We start from the raw sequence: 18,483 nt of genomic DNA, 5'->3' as shown, positions 1-18,483 counted from the left end.
TCACCGCCGCTCACCGCCCGTTGAACCGCCAGGCCCGTTTTCACCGCCAGGAAGGAGACGCCCGTGTCGGCGCCCTCGCCCCGGACGCAGCAGGCGCTGCGGCAGCGGAACCTGTCCCTGGCCCTGCGCGCCGTGGCCGCCGGGGGGCCGCTCTCGCGCGCGGCCGTGGCGGCGCGGATCGGGATGACGCGGGCGGGGGTCGCGGCCGTCGTCGACGAGCTGCTGCGGGCGGGGCTGCTGGTGGAGCTGGGTCCCGGCCGCCCGGGCACGGTGGGCCGGCCCGGCAGCGCGCTCGCGCTCAACGACCGCGGGCCCTGCGGGCTCGGCGCCGAGATCGGCGTGGACCACCTCGCGGTCTGCGCGGTGGACCTGCGCGGCCGGATACGGGCCAGGGTCGCCGCCGACGCGGCGAACCGCGACCACCCGCCGGGGCCGGTGCTGGCGCGGCTCAGCGGGCTGATCGAGCAGGTCGTGACCGAGGTGCGGGACGAAGGGCTGACGCCGACCGGGCTGACAGTGGCCGTGCCGGGCCTGATCGCGCGCGACGAGTCGACGGTCGTACGGGCCCCGAACCTCGGCTGGCAGGGCGTCGGCCTCGGCCCGCTCCTCCCGTCCGCCCCGCCGGCCCGCGTGGGCAACGAGGCGAACCTCGGCGCGCTGGCGGAACAGCGCCTGGCGGGGAGCGCGGCGGAGCCGCCCGGCACCGGCGACGGCGGGGCATCCGGCACCGGGCCGGCGGATCAGCCCGTCGCGGCGGTCCCGGACGGAACCAAGCGCTCCCCCGGGCCCGGACGGAACTTCCTGCATGTCTCCGCCGAGATCGGCATCGGGGCCGCCGTCGTCATGGACGGCGAACTGCTGCGCGGGGCACACGGGTTCGCCGGGGAGCTGGGCCATGTGCCCGTACGCCCCCAGGGCCGGCCGTGCGCCTGCGGCGGGCGCGGGTGCCTGGAGCAGTACGCCGGCGAGGAGGCCGTGCTGCGGTCCTCCGGCATCGACCCGGCGCGGGCCCGTGCCGCGCACCCCGGCCCCGGCGGGCGGATCGCCATGCTCGCCGGTCTCGCCGCCGGCGGCGACGTCCGGGTGCGGGCGGCGCTGCGTGAGGCGGGCGGCGCGCTGGGGGTCGCGATCGCCGGCACCGTGAACATCCTGGACCCGCAGACCGTCGTGCTGGGCGGCGCGCTCGCCGGCCTCGCGCCCTGGGTGATGCCCGCGGTCGAACGCGAGCTGGGCCGCCGGCTCGCCGACCCGGCCCGTACCGTACGGCTGACCGTCTCGGCGCTCGGCGCCGAGGGGCCGCTGCTCGGGGCGGCGCTGAGCGAGGTCGACGCCGTCATGGAGGCACCGGGCACCGTCGCCGCCGGCTGAGCCGCGCCCGCCCGGCGCCCCCTTCGCACCGGCCGCCGCCCGACCACCGTCTTTGGTACGCCCATTGGCATGTCCGGCCATGTCTTGGCAGCGGCGTGACGTGTCCTCATGATGGGTCTTGAGCTGTCATGTACGCGCAAATGTCCCTCCTCTGTCAGGAGCCCCATGGACTTCGCGAACCTCCCCCGCAGGCGGCTGATCCAGGGCGCCGCCGCCACCGCCGCGGCGGCCGGCCTCGGCGGCCTCGCCGCCACCCCCGCGCAGGCGGCGCAGTACCCGCCGACACACTGGATACCGGCGTCCCCGTCCAACTACACGGTCTCCAGCCGGCCGTCCTCGTACCCGCTGGACTTCGTGGTGATCCACGTGACCCAGGAGTACTTCCAGGACACCGTCGACATCTTCCAGAACCCGGCCCGCGCCGTCTCCTCGCACTACCTCATCGCCTCGGGCGACGGATACATCGCCCAGCTCGTCCGGGAGAAGGACATCGCCTGGCACGCCGGCAACTGGAACTACAACACCCGCAGCATCGGCATCGAGCACGAGGGCTGGGTGGACAAACCGGCCTGGTTCACCGACGTGATGTATGAGCAGTCGGCGCTCCTGACCGCGGCGATCTGCGACCGCTACGGCATCCCGCGCACCCGCGACCACATCATCGGCCACAACCAGGTGCCCGGCGCCACCCACACCGACCCCGGCTCCAACTGGGACTGGACGAAGTACATGCGGCTGGTCCGCGCCGCCTGACACGCGGCGCCGGATCCACGAGCACCCGGTGGGCGGCTCAGGGGTGTTGCCGCTCACCGGGCCCTCTTGTGTAAAGGCCCATGCACTTCTTGTGTATCGCTTGCACGAGGGGGGATCTGCCATCGCCTGAGCCCGTTGCCGGAGCAGGGATGGCCGGCATGGCCCGCATCGCCGATGTCCGCGTCTACGCACGCAAGGTGCCGCACGGCGAGGCGTGTCCGGGGCGGCTCGACGACCCGCCGCACCTGGCGTATGCGGCGATGAGCGGGCGTACGGGCTGGTCGACAAGTCGACCCGGCGGTACGAGTGGATGCTCGGTGAGTCGCTGCTCGCCCGCTCATGGGCGGGAAGGGCGTGCCGGCGCGCCGTGGGGAGGCGGGTTCGCCGGCCCGGCTTGCGGGCGGAGGTGTTCCCGGTGTCGCGGGACTCGCCATACAGCTACGGTGACGGCAAGCGCACGTCCCGGATCGTGCACGCGAACGCCGGCCGGCATGCGAAGTCGCTTAAGGTGCTGGACATGACCGCCTCCCGCGCGGTCGACTTCTCCGTGGCCCCCGTCACCGGCGCGGTCGGGTTCCCGCTCGCGCGGGTCACGACCACCGGCTGGTGGGCGGGGGGAGCGTGAGCGTCCGCGAGTGAAGCGGGCGGTCGTCGCCGTCGAGGGTTCGGCCGGCGCCCGCCGGAGCCCGGTCCCGGGGACCGCAACCCCGGGACCGGGCTCACTCGTGCCCGGCGGGGGTGCGGGCGCACCTGCGGGTCCTTCCGGACGGCAGGTCCATGGCGGACAGGGCCCCGGAGACGAGCAGCGCGGCGACGACCGCGCCGGAGCGGTCGCGTACGGGCGCGGCGAGGCAGCCGCGGCCGAACGCCAGAAGATGGCCCATCCAGGTAGCGGATGTGACATGGGCGCGGAGGGCCGGGTGCGGGAAACCCGTCAGGGGTCGGGGGTGCCGTAGGCGACGAGGGTGGTCGGGACCATGATGCGCCGCTCCGGGGGAGCCGGCGGGGTGGCCGTGCCTGCCTGCGTACCGGAGCCTGTGCCGGATCCGGCAGCGGGTCCCGCGCGTTCGGCGAGGCGGGCGAGGAGCAGGCGGCCGGCCTCGCGGCCGAGTTCGTCGATGTCGTAGGCGACGAGGGTGAGCGGCAGGCCGAGCGTGTCGGCCATCTCGAAGTCGTCGAAGCCGGCCAGCGCCGTGTCGGTGCCGGCCTCGCGGATGGCGCGGAAGGCGCCGATGGTGTTGCGGTTGTTGGAACAGAACAGCGCGGTCGGCGGATCGGGCAGGGCGAGCAGCCCTGCGGCGGCGCGGGCGGCCTCGGCGGTCTGCTGCTGGCCCTGCCGTACGCAGGTGTCCTCGACGGGCAGCCCGGCGGCGGCGAGTGCCGCGGAGTAGCCGCGGAGCCGTTCGGTTCCGGTGTAGACGGCGGGAGGGGAGCCGAGGAAGCCGATGCGGCGGTGTCCGGCGGCGATCAGCCGCTCGGTCGCCGCGCGGGCGCCGCCGTAGTCGTCGACGAGGACGTGGTCGGCGGCGAACCCCACGGGCGGCCGGCTGGCCAGCACGACGGGCACGCCCCCGGCCGCGGCGGCGGCCAGATGCCGCTGGTCGCGGCCGGCGGGGACGGCGATGATCCCGTCGACGCGGCGGGCGACGAGGTCCTCGACGAGGCTGCGTTCGGTGCCGGGGTCCTGACCGGTGTTGCCGATGACGGCCTTCAGTCCGTGCCGGGCGACGACGGCGTCGACACCGAGGGCGAGGCGGGAGTAGAAGGGGTTGGCGAGGTTGGTGACGACGAGGCCGACGAGTCCGGTGCCGCTGCCGAGGCGGAGGCTGCGGGCGACCTCGTTGCGCCGGTAGCCGAGTTCGGCGACGGCGGCGCGGACCCGGGCGGCGGTGGCGGGCAGCACCCTGGGGTCGTCGCGCAGGACGCGGGAGACGGTCATCGCGCTGACGGCGGCGCGTTCGGCGACGTCCCGCAGGGTGGGTGACCCGGCCGGGCGGCCGGTGCCCGCGGTCACGCGGCGCCTTCCGGCCCGGTGGAGGCGGCGGCAGCGGCGCCGATCAGTCCGGCGTCCTCGCCGAGGAGGGCGCGTACCGGCCGCCGGGTGCCGGGGGGTGGGGCAGCGGAGCCGGGCGGGACGCCGGGGCGGGGCACGGTGTGCGTACGCGTCCGGCACGCCGCGTCAGGCCCGCCGCGAGGCGCCCGGCCGCCTGCCGGGGGGCCGGGGTGCGGCGGACGGTCCGGCCGCGCAGGGCGGCCGGCTCCCGGCGGGCCACCGGATCGCGCCGGACCGGGGTCCCCGCTCGTGCGCTCGCCGTGCCCGTCGATCGGCGGTGTACCGGCCGCGGCCCCCGCCGCGGCCTCGGCGGCCGGCGGCCAGCCGCCCGCCGCCAGGGCGGCGGCCAGGGGCGGGGCTACCAGGTCCCAGGACTCCGCCATCGAGCCGCCGACGACCAGCGTCGTCGCGCCGAACGCCGCCAGCCGGGGCCCCAGTTCGGCGCCGAGCGCGCCGAAGGCCGCCTCCAGCACCCGGCGGGCCCGCTCCTCCCCCGCCCGCGCCCGCTCCGCGACCTCCCGCACGTCGACGGCCGCGCCGGCGGCCGGGACCGTCACGCCGTCCGGGCCGGCCGGGGGCCACGGGCGCCCGGGGACGCCGGCGGTCCCGGCGCCGTACGCAGCCGCCGGGTCGCCGTGCGTTCCGGCCGGCCGGGAGCCGTCTCCGGATCCCGCAGCCGTCCCGGAGCCTCTTCCCGGGCCGGCTCCCCCGCCGTCCCCGGGGCCCGGGCCCGGTCCGCCGCCGGCGCCCGCGGCGGCCCCGTACCGGGCGAGGATCGCCCGCCGCGAGACGACCTCCTCCAGCGGCCGGCCGCCGATCCGGGTCAGGTCCATCCGGCCCTCCGGCGGCACCCCCGGGCCCGTCGTGCGCAGCTCGCCGTCCGCGAGGAACGCCGAACCGATCCCGGTGCCCAGGGTGATGCCCACCGCGCGGGTGTGGCCGCGAGCGGCGCCCGCGGTCCACTCCCCGGCGAGGAAGGCGTGCGCGTCGTTGCGGAAGGCGACGCCCGACGGGCTCCCCGGCAGCCCGTCGAGCAGCGCCGCCCGCACGTCCACCCCGTACAGCGACTCGAACTTGCCGACGCCCTCGAAGAGGGCGATGCCCGTCGCGTAGTCGAAGGGACCCGGCACCGCCACTCCCCACCGCGCCCCCGCCGGCACCGGCGGCAGGGCACGCGCACAGCGCAGGACCGCGCCGAGAATGTCCCCGGCGCGGGCCTGCGCGTCCAGCGGGCGCCGCACGCGGGAGGCCACGGCGGCGGTCCGGGGGGAGACCAGCGCGGCGGTGACGTGCGTGCCGCCGATCTCCAGGACGGGAATCAACGCCCGGTGGCCTTCCTGACGAGGGCCTTGACGACCCGCACGGGTCCGCCGTCCGCGGCGGCCACCAGACGGTAGCCGCCGACCGCCGCGGGCACGGTCAGCGTCTCGGCGTACGACAGTTCGTGGGTGTCGCCGGCCGCGGTGTGCACGGTCACCCCCCGGCCCTCGGCCACGTTGAGGACGTGGAAGCGGTCCTCGGTGTCGTCGTCCGCCTCGGCGCCCTCGTCCAGGGTGTACCTCCTGACCTCGTAGAACATCTCGTCCAGCGCGCCGAGGAGTTCTTCGCGCCAGCCGGGTCCCGAGCGCAGTTCCCGCGGTGGCTGCACCAGGTCCCGCGCCACGGCCTCGCCGCGGCGTCCGGTGTCGAGGTTCGCCAGCCCGTGCTCGTACGGCATGGGCCGCGGCCTGCCGTCGGCGCCGGGCCGCAGCCAGTCGTAGAAGCGGAGGCTGTAGAGGTACGGGGTGGCGCTGATCTCCAGGACGAGGTTGCCGACGCCGCTGGCGTGCGGCGTGCCGGCCGGGATCATGAAGAGCTGCCCCTGCTCCCCCGGAAAGGCCAGCACGTGGTCCTCGGGGTCCATCGGCACCGCGTCGGTGATCGCCTTCTCGATCTCCTTGCGGAACTGCCCGAGGTCGGCGTCCTCGCGCAGCCCGAGGTACACCTTGGTGCCGGCGTCGCCGAGCGTCATGTAGTAGGTCTCGTGCTGGGTGTACGGCCAGCCGAACCGCTCGCGCATGTACGCCTCGCGCGGATGGCAGTGCAGCGAGAGGTTGCCGCCGCCGATGGTGTCGAGGTAGTCGAAGCGGATCGGGAACGAGGTACCGAAGCGGGCGTGCACCTCGGCGCCGAGCACGTCCTCGGGGGCGAGGACGCACATGAGCTGGAAGGGCACCTCGGCCTGCGCGTCGGGTCCGGTGCCGATCAGGATGCCGGACTCGGGGGCGATCAGCTCGTAGCCGAGGGCGGTGTTGGGTCCTGCGGAGTCGAAGCCGAGTTCGCGCCGGGCCCAGTGGCCGCCCCAGGGGGTGGAGTTGAAGTACGGCCGGGTGCGTACGGGCCGGCGGGCCAGCGCGGCCAGGGTGGTGCGCAGGCCGGCGCCGTCGAGGTGGACGGGGTGGTCGGGGTCCTGGACGTCGAGCCAGCCGTCGAGACGGCGGGCCAGGGCGTCGCGGTGGCGGTCGAGCATGGGCCAGTCGACGTAGAACAGCCGCCGGAGGTCGGAGGGTTCGCCGGGCAGGCCGAGGTTGGCGCCGGGGGTGCCGGCGGTGACGGCGGCCTCGGCGTGGCGCTTGGGTACGTCGGCGTACCAGAGCAGGTCGTGCGGTACGACGGCGGCGCCGGGGCCGTAGACGATCAGCAGCCCGGTGCCGGGGCGGGTGGCCTCGGGCGGGGTGCCGAAGAGGTCGTCGAGGCGGTTCTCGGCGAGCTTGCAGTAGTACGGGTCGGCGGCGTCCTCCGGCCGCTCGGTGCGGCGCCTGACCTCGTCGGGTGGGGCGTAGTGGCCCCGTACGTCGAGCAGGGTCACGGTGGTGCCGCGGGCGGTCAGCTCGCGCCGGAGCCGGCCGGCGAGGGCCTCCCAGTCCGCGGACGGGGGTCCCTCGACGGCCACTACCGCCGGGCCGTGGGGGAGTTCCGCCGCCACGGCCCGCCAGCCGGTGGTGAGGACGGCCGGCGGGGCGGGTGCGTAGCGCGGGTCGAGCCGGTACACGCAGTCTCCTTCGGGTGTGGTTCAGCGGCGCCGGAAGAGCACCGCGGTCGTGCCGAGGGCGGGGAGGTCGACGGTGACCTCCCCGTCCCGTACCGGCAGGTCGTCTCCCGGACGGCCGAGGTAGTCGGCGAGTCGGGCCCCGGTGACGGGGAAGAGTGCGCGTACGGGGCAGGCGACGGGCTCCTCCGCGAAGGACTGCAGCCGCAGCAGCACCGCGTCCTCCCCGGCATCGCCGCCGGGCGTGGTGGCGCCCACGAGCCGCACCCGCGGGTCGCCGACCTCCGCGAACGCCAGCCCGTCGGTGACCTCGGGGCCGTCGGCCTGCGGGGCGCGGGCCCGTACGGCGTGCAGCGGCCTGCTGAGCCCGGCGGCGGTGCGGGCGCCGAGGGCGATGCCCGAGGGGGCGTCGGCCGGGCCGCAGGCGAGGCTGTAGCGGAAGGTGAACTCGAAGCCCTGCTCGCTGGGGAAGTTGGTGTCCCACAGGTTGTTGTGGATCCAGGAGAAGACGGTGGCGGGCTCGTCGTGGCCCATCGTCCTGGGGAACGGCGCGTACGGCAGCGCGATGTTCCCGAACTGCACGAGCGGCGCGTCCTGGGTGGCCCAGGCGACCGCGAGCCCGTCCTCGGCGAGCGTCACCCAGCGGCGCACGGCCCGCATGTGCAGGGCGGAGCCGGGGATGACGGACAGACCGGTGCCGGTGGCGCCGCCGGTGGCCTCCATGCGCACGGTGGGCGACTCGAAGGCGAAGGGGAACGCGAAGTAGGCGCTCTCCTTGCCGAGGGTGGCGTCCTTGTCGACGCGGTTGTCGATGTCGAGGCGGGCCGCGCCGTGCGGCAGCGTGAGCGTCGTACGCACCCGGTTGGCGCCGGCGGGGCGGGTCTCGTAGGTGAGTATCTCGCCGGTGGCGGTGGACTTGCGGGCGATGAGGGCGGCGGGCGGGGCGACGGAGCGGTTGCCGAGGTGCTCCAGGCGGTCGGAGGCGGTGGTGCGGCTTGAGTTGTGGTTGAAGCCGCCGGCGGTGGTGTAGCTGTCGTGGATGTAGGCGTTGAAGCCGGCGACGGCGTCAGCGCGGACGAGTTCGCGGCCGGTGGCCTTGTCGACGACGGAGGCGATGCAGGCGCGGGCGAGGTCGACGCGCACCGCGAGGTGCTCGTTCTCCAGCAGCGTGGGGTCGGCCTGCGCGTGTGCGGCGGCGGAGGTCTCGGCGGGATCCTCCTGCTCGGTGCCGCCGGTGGGGTTCCACCCGGTGGCGGCCTTCACGACGGTGCCCTCGTCGTCCGCCGTACCGCCGTCCGCGGCGTCGGCGACGACGTCGAGGCGTACGGATCCGGCGGCCGGCACGTCGGCGACGCACACCAGCAGGAACCGGCCCGCGTCCCGGTGGTCCTCGTTGACCTGCGCCTGCTCCTCGTGCCGCAGCCGCTCGCCGGTGCGGGCGTCGCGGACGGCCACGCGCTGCTCCAGCGGCACGCTGCTCTCCGGCAGGAAGATCCGTACCACGTCGGTGCGGGCCCAGGAGCAGGTGTTGACGACGTGGTACGAGACCGCGCCGGGCGCGCCGGCAAGGCGCTGGCCGAGGCGGGCGCGGGCGCGGTCGAGCAGGGAGTTGCCGTCGTCGTACGCGCGCAGCGCCTGCCCGTACTTCCAGTGCCACTGCTCCTCGCCGCTGTGGCCGCCGTGGTCGCCGTGGGTCCACGGGTCGCCGGCGCCCCAGGTGTGCTCGTCGAAGAGGGACACCGCCTCGTAGACGGGGGCCGCGTCCCGGCTGTCGTCGGCGGCGCCCGCGGCACCGAGGACGCCGGCGAAGGTGCCGAGGGTCTGCGCGTCGGCGACGGTGGCCTGCGCGGTGCGGGCGAGGGACAGCGGGCGGGCGCCGGAGCCGACGCCGTCGACCCACCAGTCCGTCCAGTCGCCCTCGAAGGTGCGTATCTCCTCGCCCAGGCGGGCTTCGGCGTCGGTGAAGAAGTCCTCGTTGCGGGAGAGCCTGAGCTGCGGGTAGGCCCAGGTCTCGTTCCAGCGGCGGACGGTGTCGGCGATGATCCGCCGGGGCGGCGCGTTGTCGCCGAACTTGCCCTGCACGCGCAGGTGCAGGATGTCCCACGGGTACGGCTCGCGTTTGATGTCGGCGACGTCCATGGCCCAGCCGAAGACGCCGCCGCGGTACGGGTAGGGGTTGCTGGCCAGCGACGTCAGATACGCGGGCAGCAGGTCGTCGACGCTGGAGTAGTCGGTGTCGAAGCCGAGCAGCGGGCCCTCCATGTAGGCCAGACCGTGCGGGGTGTCGGTGACCCAGACGAGGATGCTGTTGCCGCTGGGCGCCCGCCAGCGGAAGAGCCGGGGCAGCTTCTCTCCGCCGACGAGGTGGGGGACGGACCGGCCGGCCCAGTTGTGCGCCACGGACAGGTACCTGACGCCCGCGGAGGCGAGGGCGTCGACGAGGCCGACCACGGCGCCGGGCACATCGGTCTGCATCGCGGAGGTGAACTCGACGCCGTGCTCGTCGCGCACCTCGTGGGCGAGCCGCAGCAGTTCGTGCAACTCGTCGGTGGAGCAGGTCTCGGTGTGCAGGTTGAAGGGCATGGCGGTCAGCTCGATGCGGCCCTCGCGGACACGCCGTACGAACTCCTCGACCTGCTCGGCGGGCCGGGCGTCGGCCCACTGCTTGAACGACCACAAGGACTCCACGCACCAGCGGAACCGGGACTCGGCGGGCCAGTCGTCGGTGGCGCGGGTCAGCTCCAGGCAGGAGTCGAGGAAGGACAGGTGCTCGGCCAGGACGCGGCCCTGGGGGTCGGTGTAGCCGATGTCGAGGTGGGAGTGGTGGACGAGGTGGAGAGTCCACTGCCGCTGCGGGGTGAGCGTCAGCTCGATGCCGGCGTCGGCCCCGCCACCGGCATCGGCGGTCAGGCCGACGGCGATGCGGGTGGCGGTGTCGACGGCGGGCAGCAGCAGGCGTACGGACCCGCCGGGGCCCGGCTCCGGCGCGGCGGGCAGCGCCGTGCCGGAACCGGTGCGGACGACGAGACCGGCCGCGAGGCCGGCGGGCAGGGCGCCGCCGGCGGCCTCGACGCGCAGGCTCTGCAGCAGCCCGCCGCCCTCGGCGTGCTTCAGCAGCGGCTCCTGGGTCAGGCGCAGGGCGGTGCCGGCGAGGGTGCCCTCGGCGGTGACGACGCTGCTGCGCAGGCTGTCGCGGATGCGGTCGTTGTCCCAGTCGGTGGTCTTGACGAGGGCCCGAGTGGTCATGCGGTGGTCTCCGTGATCTCCCGCGGCGGTGCGGGCGGTGAGGCGGGCGGGTTCGGGGGATCGGCAGGAGTCGGCGGGCGGACGGGGTCGGCGGTCGGTCGTGGGCGGGCGGTCGGTCAGCGGGCGGACGCGGTGATGCCGCGCAGGAACAGCCCGCGGAACACCAGGAAGACCAGGAGCGTGGGCAGCGAGACGATGAACGCGCCGGCGAGGACCACCGGGGGCCCGGCGGTGCTGTAGGCCTGGGTGAGGGAGTTGAGGGCGGCCATCACCGGCTGGATCTCCGGGCTGCGGCTGAGCGTGATGCCGAACAGCAGGTCGTTCCAGACCGCGGTGAACTGGAAGATGAACGCGGCACCGAGCCCGGAGCGCATGAGCGGCACGTGGATGCGCCAGAAGATGCGGCGCATGGACGCGCCGTCGAGCATCGCGGCCTCGGTGATCTCGGGCGGCATCGTCGTCATCTGGTTGCGGATGAGGAAGAACGCGAAGGGGATGGCCCAGGCGGCGTAGACGAGCATCAGGCCCAGGCGGGTGTCGTAGAGGTTGGCGTCGGCGTACATGCCGAAGAGGGGGGCCAGGAACATCTGCAGCGGGAAGAGCGTCCCGGAGAAGATGACCCAGAACCACAGGGCGGGCCTGGGTATCGGCAGGACGATGACGGCGAATGCGGCCATGGCCGCGACCATCACGGCCGCGCCGCCGCACACCGTGGCGTACAGCATCGAACTGGCGAAGCCGTCGCCGATGCCGGCGTCGGTCCACGCGGACTTGATGTTGTCGAAGAAGGCGAAGCCCTGCGGGGTCCAGTCGACCGAGCCGGTGAACTCCTCGGCCGGGGTCAGCGAGTTCACGATCAGGATGTAGAGCGGCAGCAGCCAGAGCAGCACGCAGCCGGCGACGAAGAGGTTGCGCATGTGGCGTCCCATGTCGGTGTCTCCTCTCAGTCCTTGGCACCGGGCATCTGGCGGCGCAGATAGAGCCACGAAGAGGCGACGACGATCACGGAGAGCACGAGCGCGACGGCGGATCCGTAGCCGACGTGGAAGAGCCGGAACGCCTCGCGGTACATGGTCAGCGCCAGCGTCTCGGAGCTGCGCGAGGGACCGCCCTGGGTGAGGACCCAGATCATGTCGAACGCCTTGAGGCTGTTGACGATGGCCATGCCGACGACCACGACCGTCACGGCACGCAGCTGCGGCAGGGTGATGTGGCGGAACATCCGCCAGCCGGTGGCACCGTCGAGTTCGGCGGCCTCGATCGTCTCCCGGGGTATGGCGCGCAGGCCGATGGCGAAGAGGACGACGTTCAGCCCGGTGGCCTGCCAGGTACTGGCGACGATCATCGAGAGGGTGTTCTGCGGCCATTCCAGCAGCCAGCCCTGGGCCCAGGAGTCGAGGCCGATGCCGCGCAGCACCTGGTTGACCGCGCCGTCGGTGGTGAGCATGAAGCGCCACAGCGAGGCGGTGGCGGCGCCGGAGATCGCGAACGGCAGCACGATGACGATCTGGGCGAGTCCGCCGAAGCGGCGCATCCGGTGGGTGGCCACCGCGATGGCGAGGCCGGTGACGACGGGCAGCAGCAGGGTGCCGGCCACCCACAGGAAGGTGTTGAGCAGCGAGCGGCCGAAGATCGGGTCCTCGGCGAGCCGCGTGTAGTTGTCGATGCCGGTGAAGCTGCTGGTGAAGCCGTTGTCCTCGAAGAAGCTGCCGTAGATGCTGCGGAGGAAGGGGTAGACGAGCAGCACGCCGACCAACGCGAGCGCGGGCAGCGCCCAGGGGACGCCGGCGAACGGGCCGCCCCTGCGGCCTGCCGAGGTCTTCCCCGCGGCCTGGTGCGGGCTGCGGAACGGGATGCGGCGGCGTACGCGCACGGGCTTGGCGGCGTGTGCCGTGCTGCCCACGATGTCGGTCATGACTTCTCCGCCTCCCGCCACACCTTCCACGCGTCGTCGGCGCGCTCCTGCATGGTCCGCAGCCCGCTGCGGTACGAGTGCGGGTCGATGAGCATGCCCGCGAGGTCGTCCACGGTGGACTCGACGAGTTCGGGCGGGCCCTGTTCCCAGAAGCGGTTGAGCAGCCACAGGTCCTTCGACTGCCGGGTGACGCCTTCGATGACCACGTTGGCGGGCTCGACCTTCGGGTTGGGGCTGCCGTCGGAGAGGCCGTGGGCGAAGGCGGTGGCGACCTCGGGGTGCAGCCAGCCGCCGGCGGCCTTCAGCGCCTCCTGTTTGTCCGGGCCCTTGACCGTGACGGCGAAGGCGCTCGACTCGAAGATCACGCACGGGCGCGCCGCCGGGTCGGCCATGGGCAGGACGAAGGCGTCGACGGTCTTGCCGGGCTTGGCGCCGGCGCCGGCGAAGACGCCGCCCAGCCAGGTGCCGCAGGCGACCATGCCGAGGTCCCCGTGGACGACGGCCGCGGCGGCGTTGTTGTGGTCCATGTCCATACTGGTGAACCAGTTCTTGTCGAAGAAGCCGGCGATCGTGCGCAGCGCGCGTTGGGCGCGCGGGTCGGTGTAGCGCTCGCGCCCGTTCATCAGGTCGTCGTAGAACTGCGGGTCCTGACGGCTCAGGATCTCCTGGAACCAGATGAACGCGGGCCAGCGGCCGGCCGTGGTGCCGTGCAGCGGGGTGATGCCGTTGTCCTTCAGCCTTGTGCAGGCGGTGAGGAAGTCGTCCCAGGTCTCGGGCTTCTTGAGGCGGTGCTCCGCGAAGACCTCGGGGTTGTAGAAGATCACCCAGTAGGCGAGGTTCATCGGCAGCCCGTAGACGCGGCCGTCGTAGGTGAACGCCTCGCGCAGCGAGGGGTCGACCCAGCCCTGGGTTTCGGCGGACTCCCACTGCTCGGAAAGGTCCTCGATGCCGCCGGTGCGGGCAAGGTCGCGCAGCCGGTAGCCGGACCAGTATTTGAGCAGGTCGGGGGTCTTGCTCGTGCGCAGCGAGGACTTGACGATCTGCTCGAAGGATTCCAGCGACGGGATGACCTCGGGGACGAGCTGCAGTCCGGCGGTGGCCTTGAGCGCCTCGCCGGCGGCCTTCAGCGGCGCCTCCCAGGTGGCGTTGTCGCCGTGGATGGCGACCTTGCCGGGTCCCTGTCCCGCGGCGCTGCCGCAGGCGGCGGCCAGTCCGCCGGTGGCGGTGGCGAACGCGCCGGCCGCGGAGGTGCGAAGGAGGGTGCGGCGGTCGAAGCGGGTGGGGTGGGCGGTGGTCGTGCGGGGGTCGGCGGGTGGCGGGGGGATCGGCGGATGACGACCTGACATCAGGCGGCTCCCTTGGTCGCGCTCGTGTTATCGTTAACACGCAGTGGACAGAGCTTGACGGCCGACAACGGCGGACGTCAATGGGCTTGCAGTGAAATTTCATTGGAGGGCCCGACAAGTCGGGCCGCGCTTTCCCTTGCGACAGAATGCCCGAAATGTATAGTTCTGGCCCAGTGGGGTCGCAGGCCCGTCGCCGCGCCTCTGCGCAAGGACGGCACCCGGCCGCCGGGCCTGCGACCTCGACACCGCCGGCGTACGGCGCCCGGGCCCCCGCGAACGTGCCGACGACAATGGCCCGATGACCGATCCGCACCCCGCCCCCGCCCTCACCGTCGTCGGCCTGCTCAGCGGCACCTCGTACGACGCGGTGGACGCCGCCGTCTGCGACCTGCGCCTGGCCGGCGACGACCTGCTCCTGCACCCCCGCGGTCTGCACAGCGCCCCGTTCCCCGGCGAACTGCGCCGCGCCGTCGCCGCCTGCCTGCCCCCGGCGCACACGACGATGGCGGAGGTCTGCCGGCTCGACACCGAACTGGGCCGGTTCTTCGGCCGGGTGGCCGCCGGGGCCGTCGACACGGTGGCGGGCGGACGCGCGGACCTCGTCGTCTCGCACGGGCAGACCGTCTACCACTGGGTCGAGGGCCGGCGGGCCCGCGGCACCCTCCAGCTCGGCAGCGCCGCCTGGATCGCCGAGGCCACCGGGCTGCCGGTCGTCTCCGACGTACGCACCCGCGACATCGCCCGCGGCGGCCAGGGCGCCCCGCTCGCCTCCACCCTCGACGCGCTGCTGCTGCTCGGCGACGGCTCCGGCCCACGGCGGGCGGCGCTGAACCTCGGCGGCATCGCCAACATCACGGTCCGCGGCGGCTCCGGCGGGATCGTCGCGTACGACCTGGGGCCGGCCAACGCGCTCATCGACGCGGCGGTGGCCGACGGCACGGGCGGCGCCGCGACGATGGACACCGACGGCGCGCGGGCGCGGCGCGGCACGGTGGACCGGGAGCTGCTGGGCAGACTGCTGGCCGAGCCGTACTACGCGCTGGCCGCGCCCAAGTCGACCGGCAAGGAGCTGTTCCACGGGGCGTATCTGCGCGAGCAGGTGGCCGCCGCGGGCGTGCGGCCGGAGCTGGACGACCTGGTGGCCACCGTCACCGAGCTGACCGCCGAGCTGGTGGCGGCGGCGTGCCGGGAGTACCGGGTGGAGGAGCTGGTCGTCTCCGGCGGCGGGGTGCGCAACCCGGCGCTGATGGCGCGGCTCGCGGAGCTGTGCGCACCGGCGCGGGTGTCGCCGATCGAGGACCATGGGCTGTCGTCGCAGGGCAAGGAGGGGTATCTCTTCGCGCTGCTGGGCTTTCTGACGGTGTGCGGGCTGCCGGCGTCCGTCCCGTCGGCGACGGGCGCGCGCGAGGCGGCGCTGCTGGGGTCGATCACGCCCGGGGCCCGGCCGTTGCGGCTGCCGGAACCGGCGGCGCAGGCGCCGGTGCGGCTGCGGGTGGTGTGACGGCGGGAAGACCGGACCGGCGGCGCCCGCGCCGGACCGCGTTCAGCGCCGGGCGCTCAGCGCCGCCGCCAGCGCCGCGGTCGCCGCCGCCGCCAGGGCCGCGCCCGTCAGCGGCAGCAGCGGCACCGGCACCTCCGCCGCCCGGGAGCCGTTGACCAGGCCCGTCACGGCGGCGTTCGCGGGAGAGCCGGCCGCCACCAGCACCGCCCCGGCGCCGGCGAGCGTCGCCGGCACCGTCCACGCCCGGCTGCGCAGCAGCGGCCGGTTGCACAGCGCGCCCACCGCCGTCCCCAGCAGCGCGCACGTCAGCGTCGCCAGCAGCCCCGCGCCCGTCGCCGCCGCGACCGGGACGGCGGTGTCCGCGGCCCGGTCCGAGCCGTGCGCGCCGCTGATGAGCACGACGACGGCCACGCCCGCCGCACCCAGCGTGCACGCCGCCGCCAACGCCGCGGTCAGGCTCGCCAGATGGGCCCGCGCCGGGCCCCCGGCCGCGGCCAGGCAGGCCCGCGCGGCGGGCGGCTCCACCCCGGTGCACACCCGCACCAGCCACGCGGCGACCGGCAGCACCGCCGCCGCGGCGCCCCCGAGCGAGTCCAGCACCGCCTGCCCCGGCTGGACGCCGACGGCGACCGCCGCCGCGTACACCAGCAGCGGGGGCAGCCAGCGGTGCGACCGGGCGAGCAGGGCGAGTTGGTAGCGCACGAGCGCGGTCACGGCGCCGGCTCCTCCCCCGGCGCGTGCGCCACGGAGTGCACGCCGCGGATGTGCCAGCCGGGGCGGGCGTCGAGCAGCGCACGCAGCAGCGCGTCGGAGTGCGCGGCGGGCACCGTCAGCCGGCAGCCGCCGCCGGGCAGCTCCTCGCAGAGCGGCGCCCCGGGCAGGCCGCCCGGTACGGAGGAGCCCGGCTCCCCGACCGCCTCGACCACCACCGCGGGCCCGCCGCCCGCCGGCCGGGCGACGACCCGTCCGCCTCCCACGCGGTAGGCGGCGCACGGTACGTCCGCCAGCCGCCGGGGGTCGTGGTCGACGAACACGACCGCCCCGCCCGCCGCCAGCCGCTCCCCCACCGCCGTGTCCAGCTCCGCCCGCGCCCTCGCGTCCAGCCCGGTCCACGCCTCGTCGAGCACCAGCAGGTCCGGCTCCGCGAGCAGCGCCTGCGCCACGGCCACCTTCTGGCTCCCGCCCTTCGACAACTCTTCCAGCGGCGTACGCGCCGAGTCCTTTGCCCCGAACCGCTCCAGCCACCGGCCCGCCCGCCGCCGCGCCTCCGCCCCGCGCAGCCCCTGCACCCGGCCCAGGTGTGTCAGATACCCGAGGGCCGTCAGCGGCAGGGCGACGGGAAACCGTTCCGGCACGTACGCGGTGCGCGCGGGGCGGCCGGCGACGCGCCCGGCGCTGGGCAGGTCGATGCCGGCCAGCAGCCGCAGCAGCGTCGACTTGCCGCCGCCGTTGGCGCCTTCGACACGTACGAGCGCACCCGCCGGCACCCGCAGGTCGACCCCGCGCAGCACCCAGGGCTCGCGTCTGCCGTAGCGCCGTCCGACACCGTCCAGCCTCATGGAACGGATGATCCCATGGCGGCGGGGGCACGGCGAGCGCTCCGGACGGCACGGAGGTGGCCGGATCGCTTACGGTGAACGGGCCGTTGGACTACTTTGTGTGGCTTCAAGCACGACCGGTGGGCGGGAGAGTTCTGATGGGGGACGCGGATGGCGGCGAAAGAGCGCCGGTGATCGACACCACCGTGCCGCAGTCGGCGCGGATCTGGAACTTCTGGCTCGGCGGCAGCGACAACTACCGCGTCGACCGGCTCGCGGGCGAGGCGTATGTACGGGTCTCGCCCGCCATCGTGGACGTCGCCCGCGCCTCGCGGGCCTTCCTCACCCGTTCCCTGCGCCATCTCGCGGCCGAGGCCGGGATACGCCAGTTCCTCGACATCGGCACCGGGCTGCCGACGGCCCAGAACACGCACGAGGTGGCGCAGGGGGTCCACCCCACCGCGCGGGTCGTCTACGTCGACAACGACCCGATGGTCCTCGCGCACGCGCGCGCCCTGCTGGTCTCCCGGCCCACCGGGGTGTGCGGCTACGTGAACGCCGATCTGCAGGAGCCGGACGCGGTGCTGACCGGCGCGGCGAAGACGCTGGACTTCGACGAGCCGGTGGGGCTGATCCTCAGCGGGATCGTGGGGCACGTCGCGGACTACAACGAGGCGCGCCGGATCGTCGCCCACCTGGTCGACGCCCTCCCGGCGGGCAGCCATCTGGCGCTCAGCGACGGGACGGGCGTGGTGCACCGGGAGGCCCGGCGGGCGCAGGACGCGTACAACAGGAGCGGCGCGGTGCCGTATGTGCTGCGCACGCCGGAGGAGATAGAAGGTTTCTTCACGGGCCTGGAGCTGGTCGGGCCGGGCGTCGTGTCGTGCTCCCGGTGGCGGCCGGAGGGCGGCGGGGAGCCGGAGGAGGTCGACCACTTCGGTGGCGTGGGCCGGAAGGGGTGAGGCCGTGACGGAGGCGGAGTTCGATCCGGGAGCGGTACGGGCGCTGGCGTTCGACGTCTTCGGCACCACCGTCGACTGGCGCACCGGCGTCGCGGAGCAGGTGACACTTCTGGCGCGGCGCCGCGGCGCCGAACTGGACGGTGCCGCCTTCGCCGACGAGTGGCGGGAGAGGTACCTGCCGTCGATGAACCGGGTCAACAGCGGCGAGCGGCCGTGGGCGTACCTCGACGTGCTGCACCGCGAGTCGCTGGACGAGCTGCTGGAACGCCACGGCGTCGCCGCCGCCTTCGACGACGCGGCCCGCGGCGAGCTGGTCCGCGCCTGGCACCGGCTGCCCGCGTGGGAGGACGCGGCCGAGGGCCTGGCGCGGCTGCGCGGCCGGTACGTGGTGGCGGCGCTGTCCAACGGCGGCTTCGCGCTGCTGACCCATCTGGCGAAGGCGGCCGGGCTGCGGTTCGACTGCATCCTCTCCGCGGAGCTGGCACAGCTCTACAAGCCGGACCCGGCGCCGTATCTGACGGCCGCGCGGCTGCTGGATGTCGCCCCCGGCGAGCTGCTGATGGTGGCCTGTCACGGCTGGGACCTGACGGGCGCGCGCGGTGCGGGGCTCAGGACGGCGTTCGTCGAACGCCCGCTGGAGAAGGGCCCGGCGGGCACGGCGGACCGCGCGGCGGACGTGCCGGGCGACGTGGCGGCGGCGGACTTCCGGGACCTGGCCGACCGGCTGGGCTGTCCGTAACGCGGCGCTCACGCACCGTCCGCGCGTACGAAAG

Annotated in this window: 16 protein-coding genes; 6 read left to right on the top strand and 10 right to left on the bottom strand. The window is 74.7% G+C overall.

The genetic code is table 11. The annotated features are described in order from the left end of the window. The first annotated feature begins 63 nt into the window (after nt 1–63). From I003_RS0101155 to I003_RS36640, 3 genes are all read left to right on the top strand, one after another. On the top strand, nt 64–1,368 hold the full coding sequence (locus tag I003_RS0101155) for an ROK family protein (RefSeq protein WP_027769794.1): 1,305 nt from the start codon (nt 64–66) through the stop codon (nt 1,366–1,368). A 165-nt stretch (nt 1,369–1,533) separates the two neighbouring features. Further along, nucleotides 1,534–2,121, top strand: a complete 588-nt coding sequence (locus tag I003_RS0101150; protein WP_027769793.1) for a peptidoglycan recognition protein family protein — start codon at nt 1,534–1,536, stop codon at nt 2,119–2,121. Nucleotides 2,122–2,536: 415 nt separating this feature from the next. After that, nucleotides 2,537–2,746 (top strand): hypothetical protein, encoded by a 210-nt coding sequence (locus I003_RS36640; RefSeq protein WP_486584039.1) that lies wholly within the window; start codon nt 2,537–2,539, stop codon nt 2,744–2,746. A gap of 94 nt (nt 2,747–2,840) precedes the next feature. Here I003_RS36640 and I003_RS35895 read toward each other — a convergent pair whose 3' ends face one another. The 8 genes from I003_RS35895 to I003_RS0101105 form a co-directional block, all read right to left on the bottom strand. Continuing rightward, nucleotides 2,841–3,005, bottom strand: coding sequence for a hypothetical protein (locus I003_RS35895; protein ID WP_158688930.1), 165 nt, complete (start codon nt 3,003–3,005; stop codon nt 2,841–2,843). 50 nt (nt 3,006–3,055) lie between these two features. Next, nucleotides 3,056–4,060: a LacI family DNA-binding transcriptional regulator gene (locus I003_RS0101135; RefSeq protein ID WP_486584060.1), complete on the bottom strand. Its 1,005-nt coding sequence runs from the start codon at nt 4,058–4,060 to the stop codon at nt 3,056–3,058. Between the two features lie 71 nt (nt 4,061–4,131). After that, the gene (locus I003_RS0101130; protein ID WP_027769790.1) at nt 4,132–5,496 is read right to left on the bottom strand and encodes an ROK family protein; all 1,365 of its coding nucleotides are present in this window, start codon (nt 5,494–5,496) and stop codon (nt 4,132–4,134) included. Then, on the bottom strand, nt 5,493–7,205 hold the full coding sequence (locus I003_RS0101125; RefSeq protein WP_027769789.1) for a class I mannose-6-phosphate isomerase: 1,713 nt from the start codon (nt 7,203–7,205) through the stop codon (nt 5,493–5,495). The genes I003_RS0101130 and I003_RS0101125 overlap by 4 nt, the downstream gene beginning before the upstream one ends. 21 nt (nt 7,206–7,226) lie before the next feature. Continuing rightward, nucleotides 7,227–10,448, bottom strand: coding sequence for a glycoside hydrolase family 38 N-terminal domain-containing protein (locus I003_RS0101120; RefSeq protein ID WP_027769788.1), 3,222 nt, complete (start codon nt 10,446–10,448; stop codon nt 7,227–7,229). Nucleotides 10,449–10,564: 116 nt separating this feature from the next. Continuing rightward, nucleotides 10,565–11,377: a carbohydrate ABC transporter permease gene (locus tag I003_RS0101115; protein WP_027769787.1), complete on the bottom strand. Its 813-nt coding sequence runs from the start codon at nt 11,375–11,377 to the stop codon at nt 10,565–10,567. A 14-nt stretch (nt 11,378–11,391) separates the two neighbouring features. Continuing rightward, a complete protein-coding gene (locus tag I003_RS0101110) occupies nt 11,392–12,363 on the bottom strand; it encodes a carbohydrate ABC transporter permease (protein ID WP_027769786.1) in 972 nt (323 codons plus the stop codon). Then, nucleotides 12,360–13,709, bottom strand: coding sequence for an extracellular solute-binding protein (locus I003_RS0101105; protein ID WP_027769785.1), 1,350 nt, complete (start codon nt 13,707–13,709; stop codon nt 12,360–12,362). The genes I003_RS0101110 and I003_RS0101105 overlap by 4 nt, the downstream gene beginning before the upstream one ends. Nucleotides 13,710–14,007: 298 nt before the next feature. Here I003_RS0101105 and I003_RS0101100 point away from each other — a divergent pair, with 298 nt between their 5' ends. After that, nucleotides 14,008–15,210, top strand: coding sequence for an anhydro-N-acetylmuramic acid kinase (locus I003_RS0101100; RefSeq protein WP_027769784.1), 1,203 nt, complete (start codon nt 14,008–14,010; stop codon nt 15,208–15,210). A gap of 42 nt (nt 15,211–15,252) precedes the next feature. Here I003_RS0101100 and I003_RS0101095 read toward each other — a convergent pair whose 3' ends face one another. Further along, entirely contained in the window at nt 15,253–15,924 is a 672-nt protein-coding gene (locus I003_RS0101095; protein ID WP_027769783.1) for a hypothetical protein, read from the bottom strand. Next, nucleotides 15,921–16,769 carry an ATP-binding cassette domain-containing protein gene (locus tag I003_RS0101090; RefSeq protein WP_027769782.1) on the bottom strand — a complete coding sequence of 283 codons (849 nt, stop codon included), beginning with the start codon at nt 16,767–16,769 and terminating at the stop codon, nt 15,921–15,923. Before I003_RS0101090 ends, I003_RS0101095 begins: the two co-directional genes overlap by 4 nt. A gap of 170 nt (nt 16,770–16,939) precedes the next feature. Between I003_RS0101090 and I003_RS0101085 the strand changes: the two genes are divergently transcribed. Further along, nucleotides 16,940–17,710, top strand: a complete 771-nt coding sequence (locus I003_RS0101085; RefSeq protein WP_027769781.1) for an SAM-dependent methyltransferase — start codon at nt 16,940–16,942, stop codon at nt 17,708–17,710. A gap of 4 nt (nt 17,711–17,714) precedes the next feature. Continuing rightward, complete coding sequence (locus I003_RS0101080; RefSeq protein ID WP_027769780.1) at nt 17,715–18,449, top strand: haloacid dehalogenase type II; 735 nt, start codon at nt 17,715–17,717, stop codon at nt 18,447–18,449. Nucleotides 18,450–18,483 lie beyond the last annotated feature (34 nt).

The organism is Streptomyces sp. CNQ329, assembly GCF_000482585.1.
The sequence above is the reverse complement of the archived record's forward strand: the minus strand, read 5'-3'. Positions and strand labels throughout refer to the sequence as shown.

Bases quoted from the DNA above. Each gene is read 5' to 3' on its own strand.
- I003_RS0101110 (WP_027769786.1), bottom strand. From the start codon at position 12,363: ATGACCGACATCGTGGGCAGCACGGCACACGCCGCCAAGCCCGTGCGC.
- I003_RS0101090 (WP_027769782.1), bottom strand. From the start codon at position 16,769: ATGAGGCTGGACGGTGTCGGACGGCGCTACGGCAGACGCGAGCCCTGG.
- I003_RS0101120 (WP_027769788.1), bottom strand. From the start codon at position 10,448: ATGACCACTCGGGCCCTCGTCAAGACCACCGACTGGGACAACGACCGC.
- I003_RS0101100 (WP_027769784.1), top strand. From the start codon at position 14,008: ATGACCGATCCGCACCCCGCCCCCGCCCTCACCGTCGTCGGCCTGCTC.
- I003_RS0101105 (WP_027769785.1), bottom strand. From the start codon at position 13,709: ATGTCAGGTCGTCATCCGCCGATCCCCCCGCCACCCGCCGACCCCCGC.
- I003_RS0101135 (WP_486584060.1), bottom strand. From the start codon at position 4,060: ATGACCGTCTCCCGCGTCCTGCGCGACGACCCCAGGGTGCTGCCCGCC.
- I003_RS0101115 (WP_027769787.1), bottom strand. From the start codon at position 11,377: ATGGGACGCCACATGCGCAACCTCTTCGTCGCCGGCTGCGTGCTGCTC.
- I003_RS0101150 (WP_027769793.1), top strand. From the start codon at position 1,534: ATGGACTTCGCGAACCTCCCCCGCAGGCGGCTGATCCAGGGCGCCGCC.
- I003_RS35895 (WP_158688930.1), bottom strand. From the start codon at position 3,005: ATGGGCCATCTTCTGGCGTTCGGCCGCGGCTGCCTCGCCGCGCCCGTA.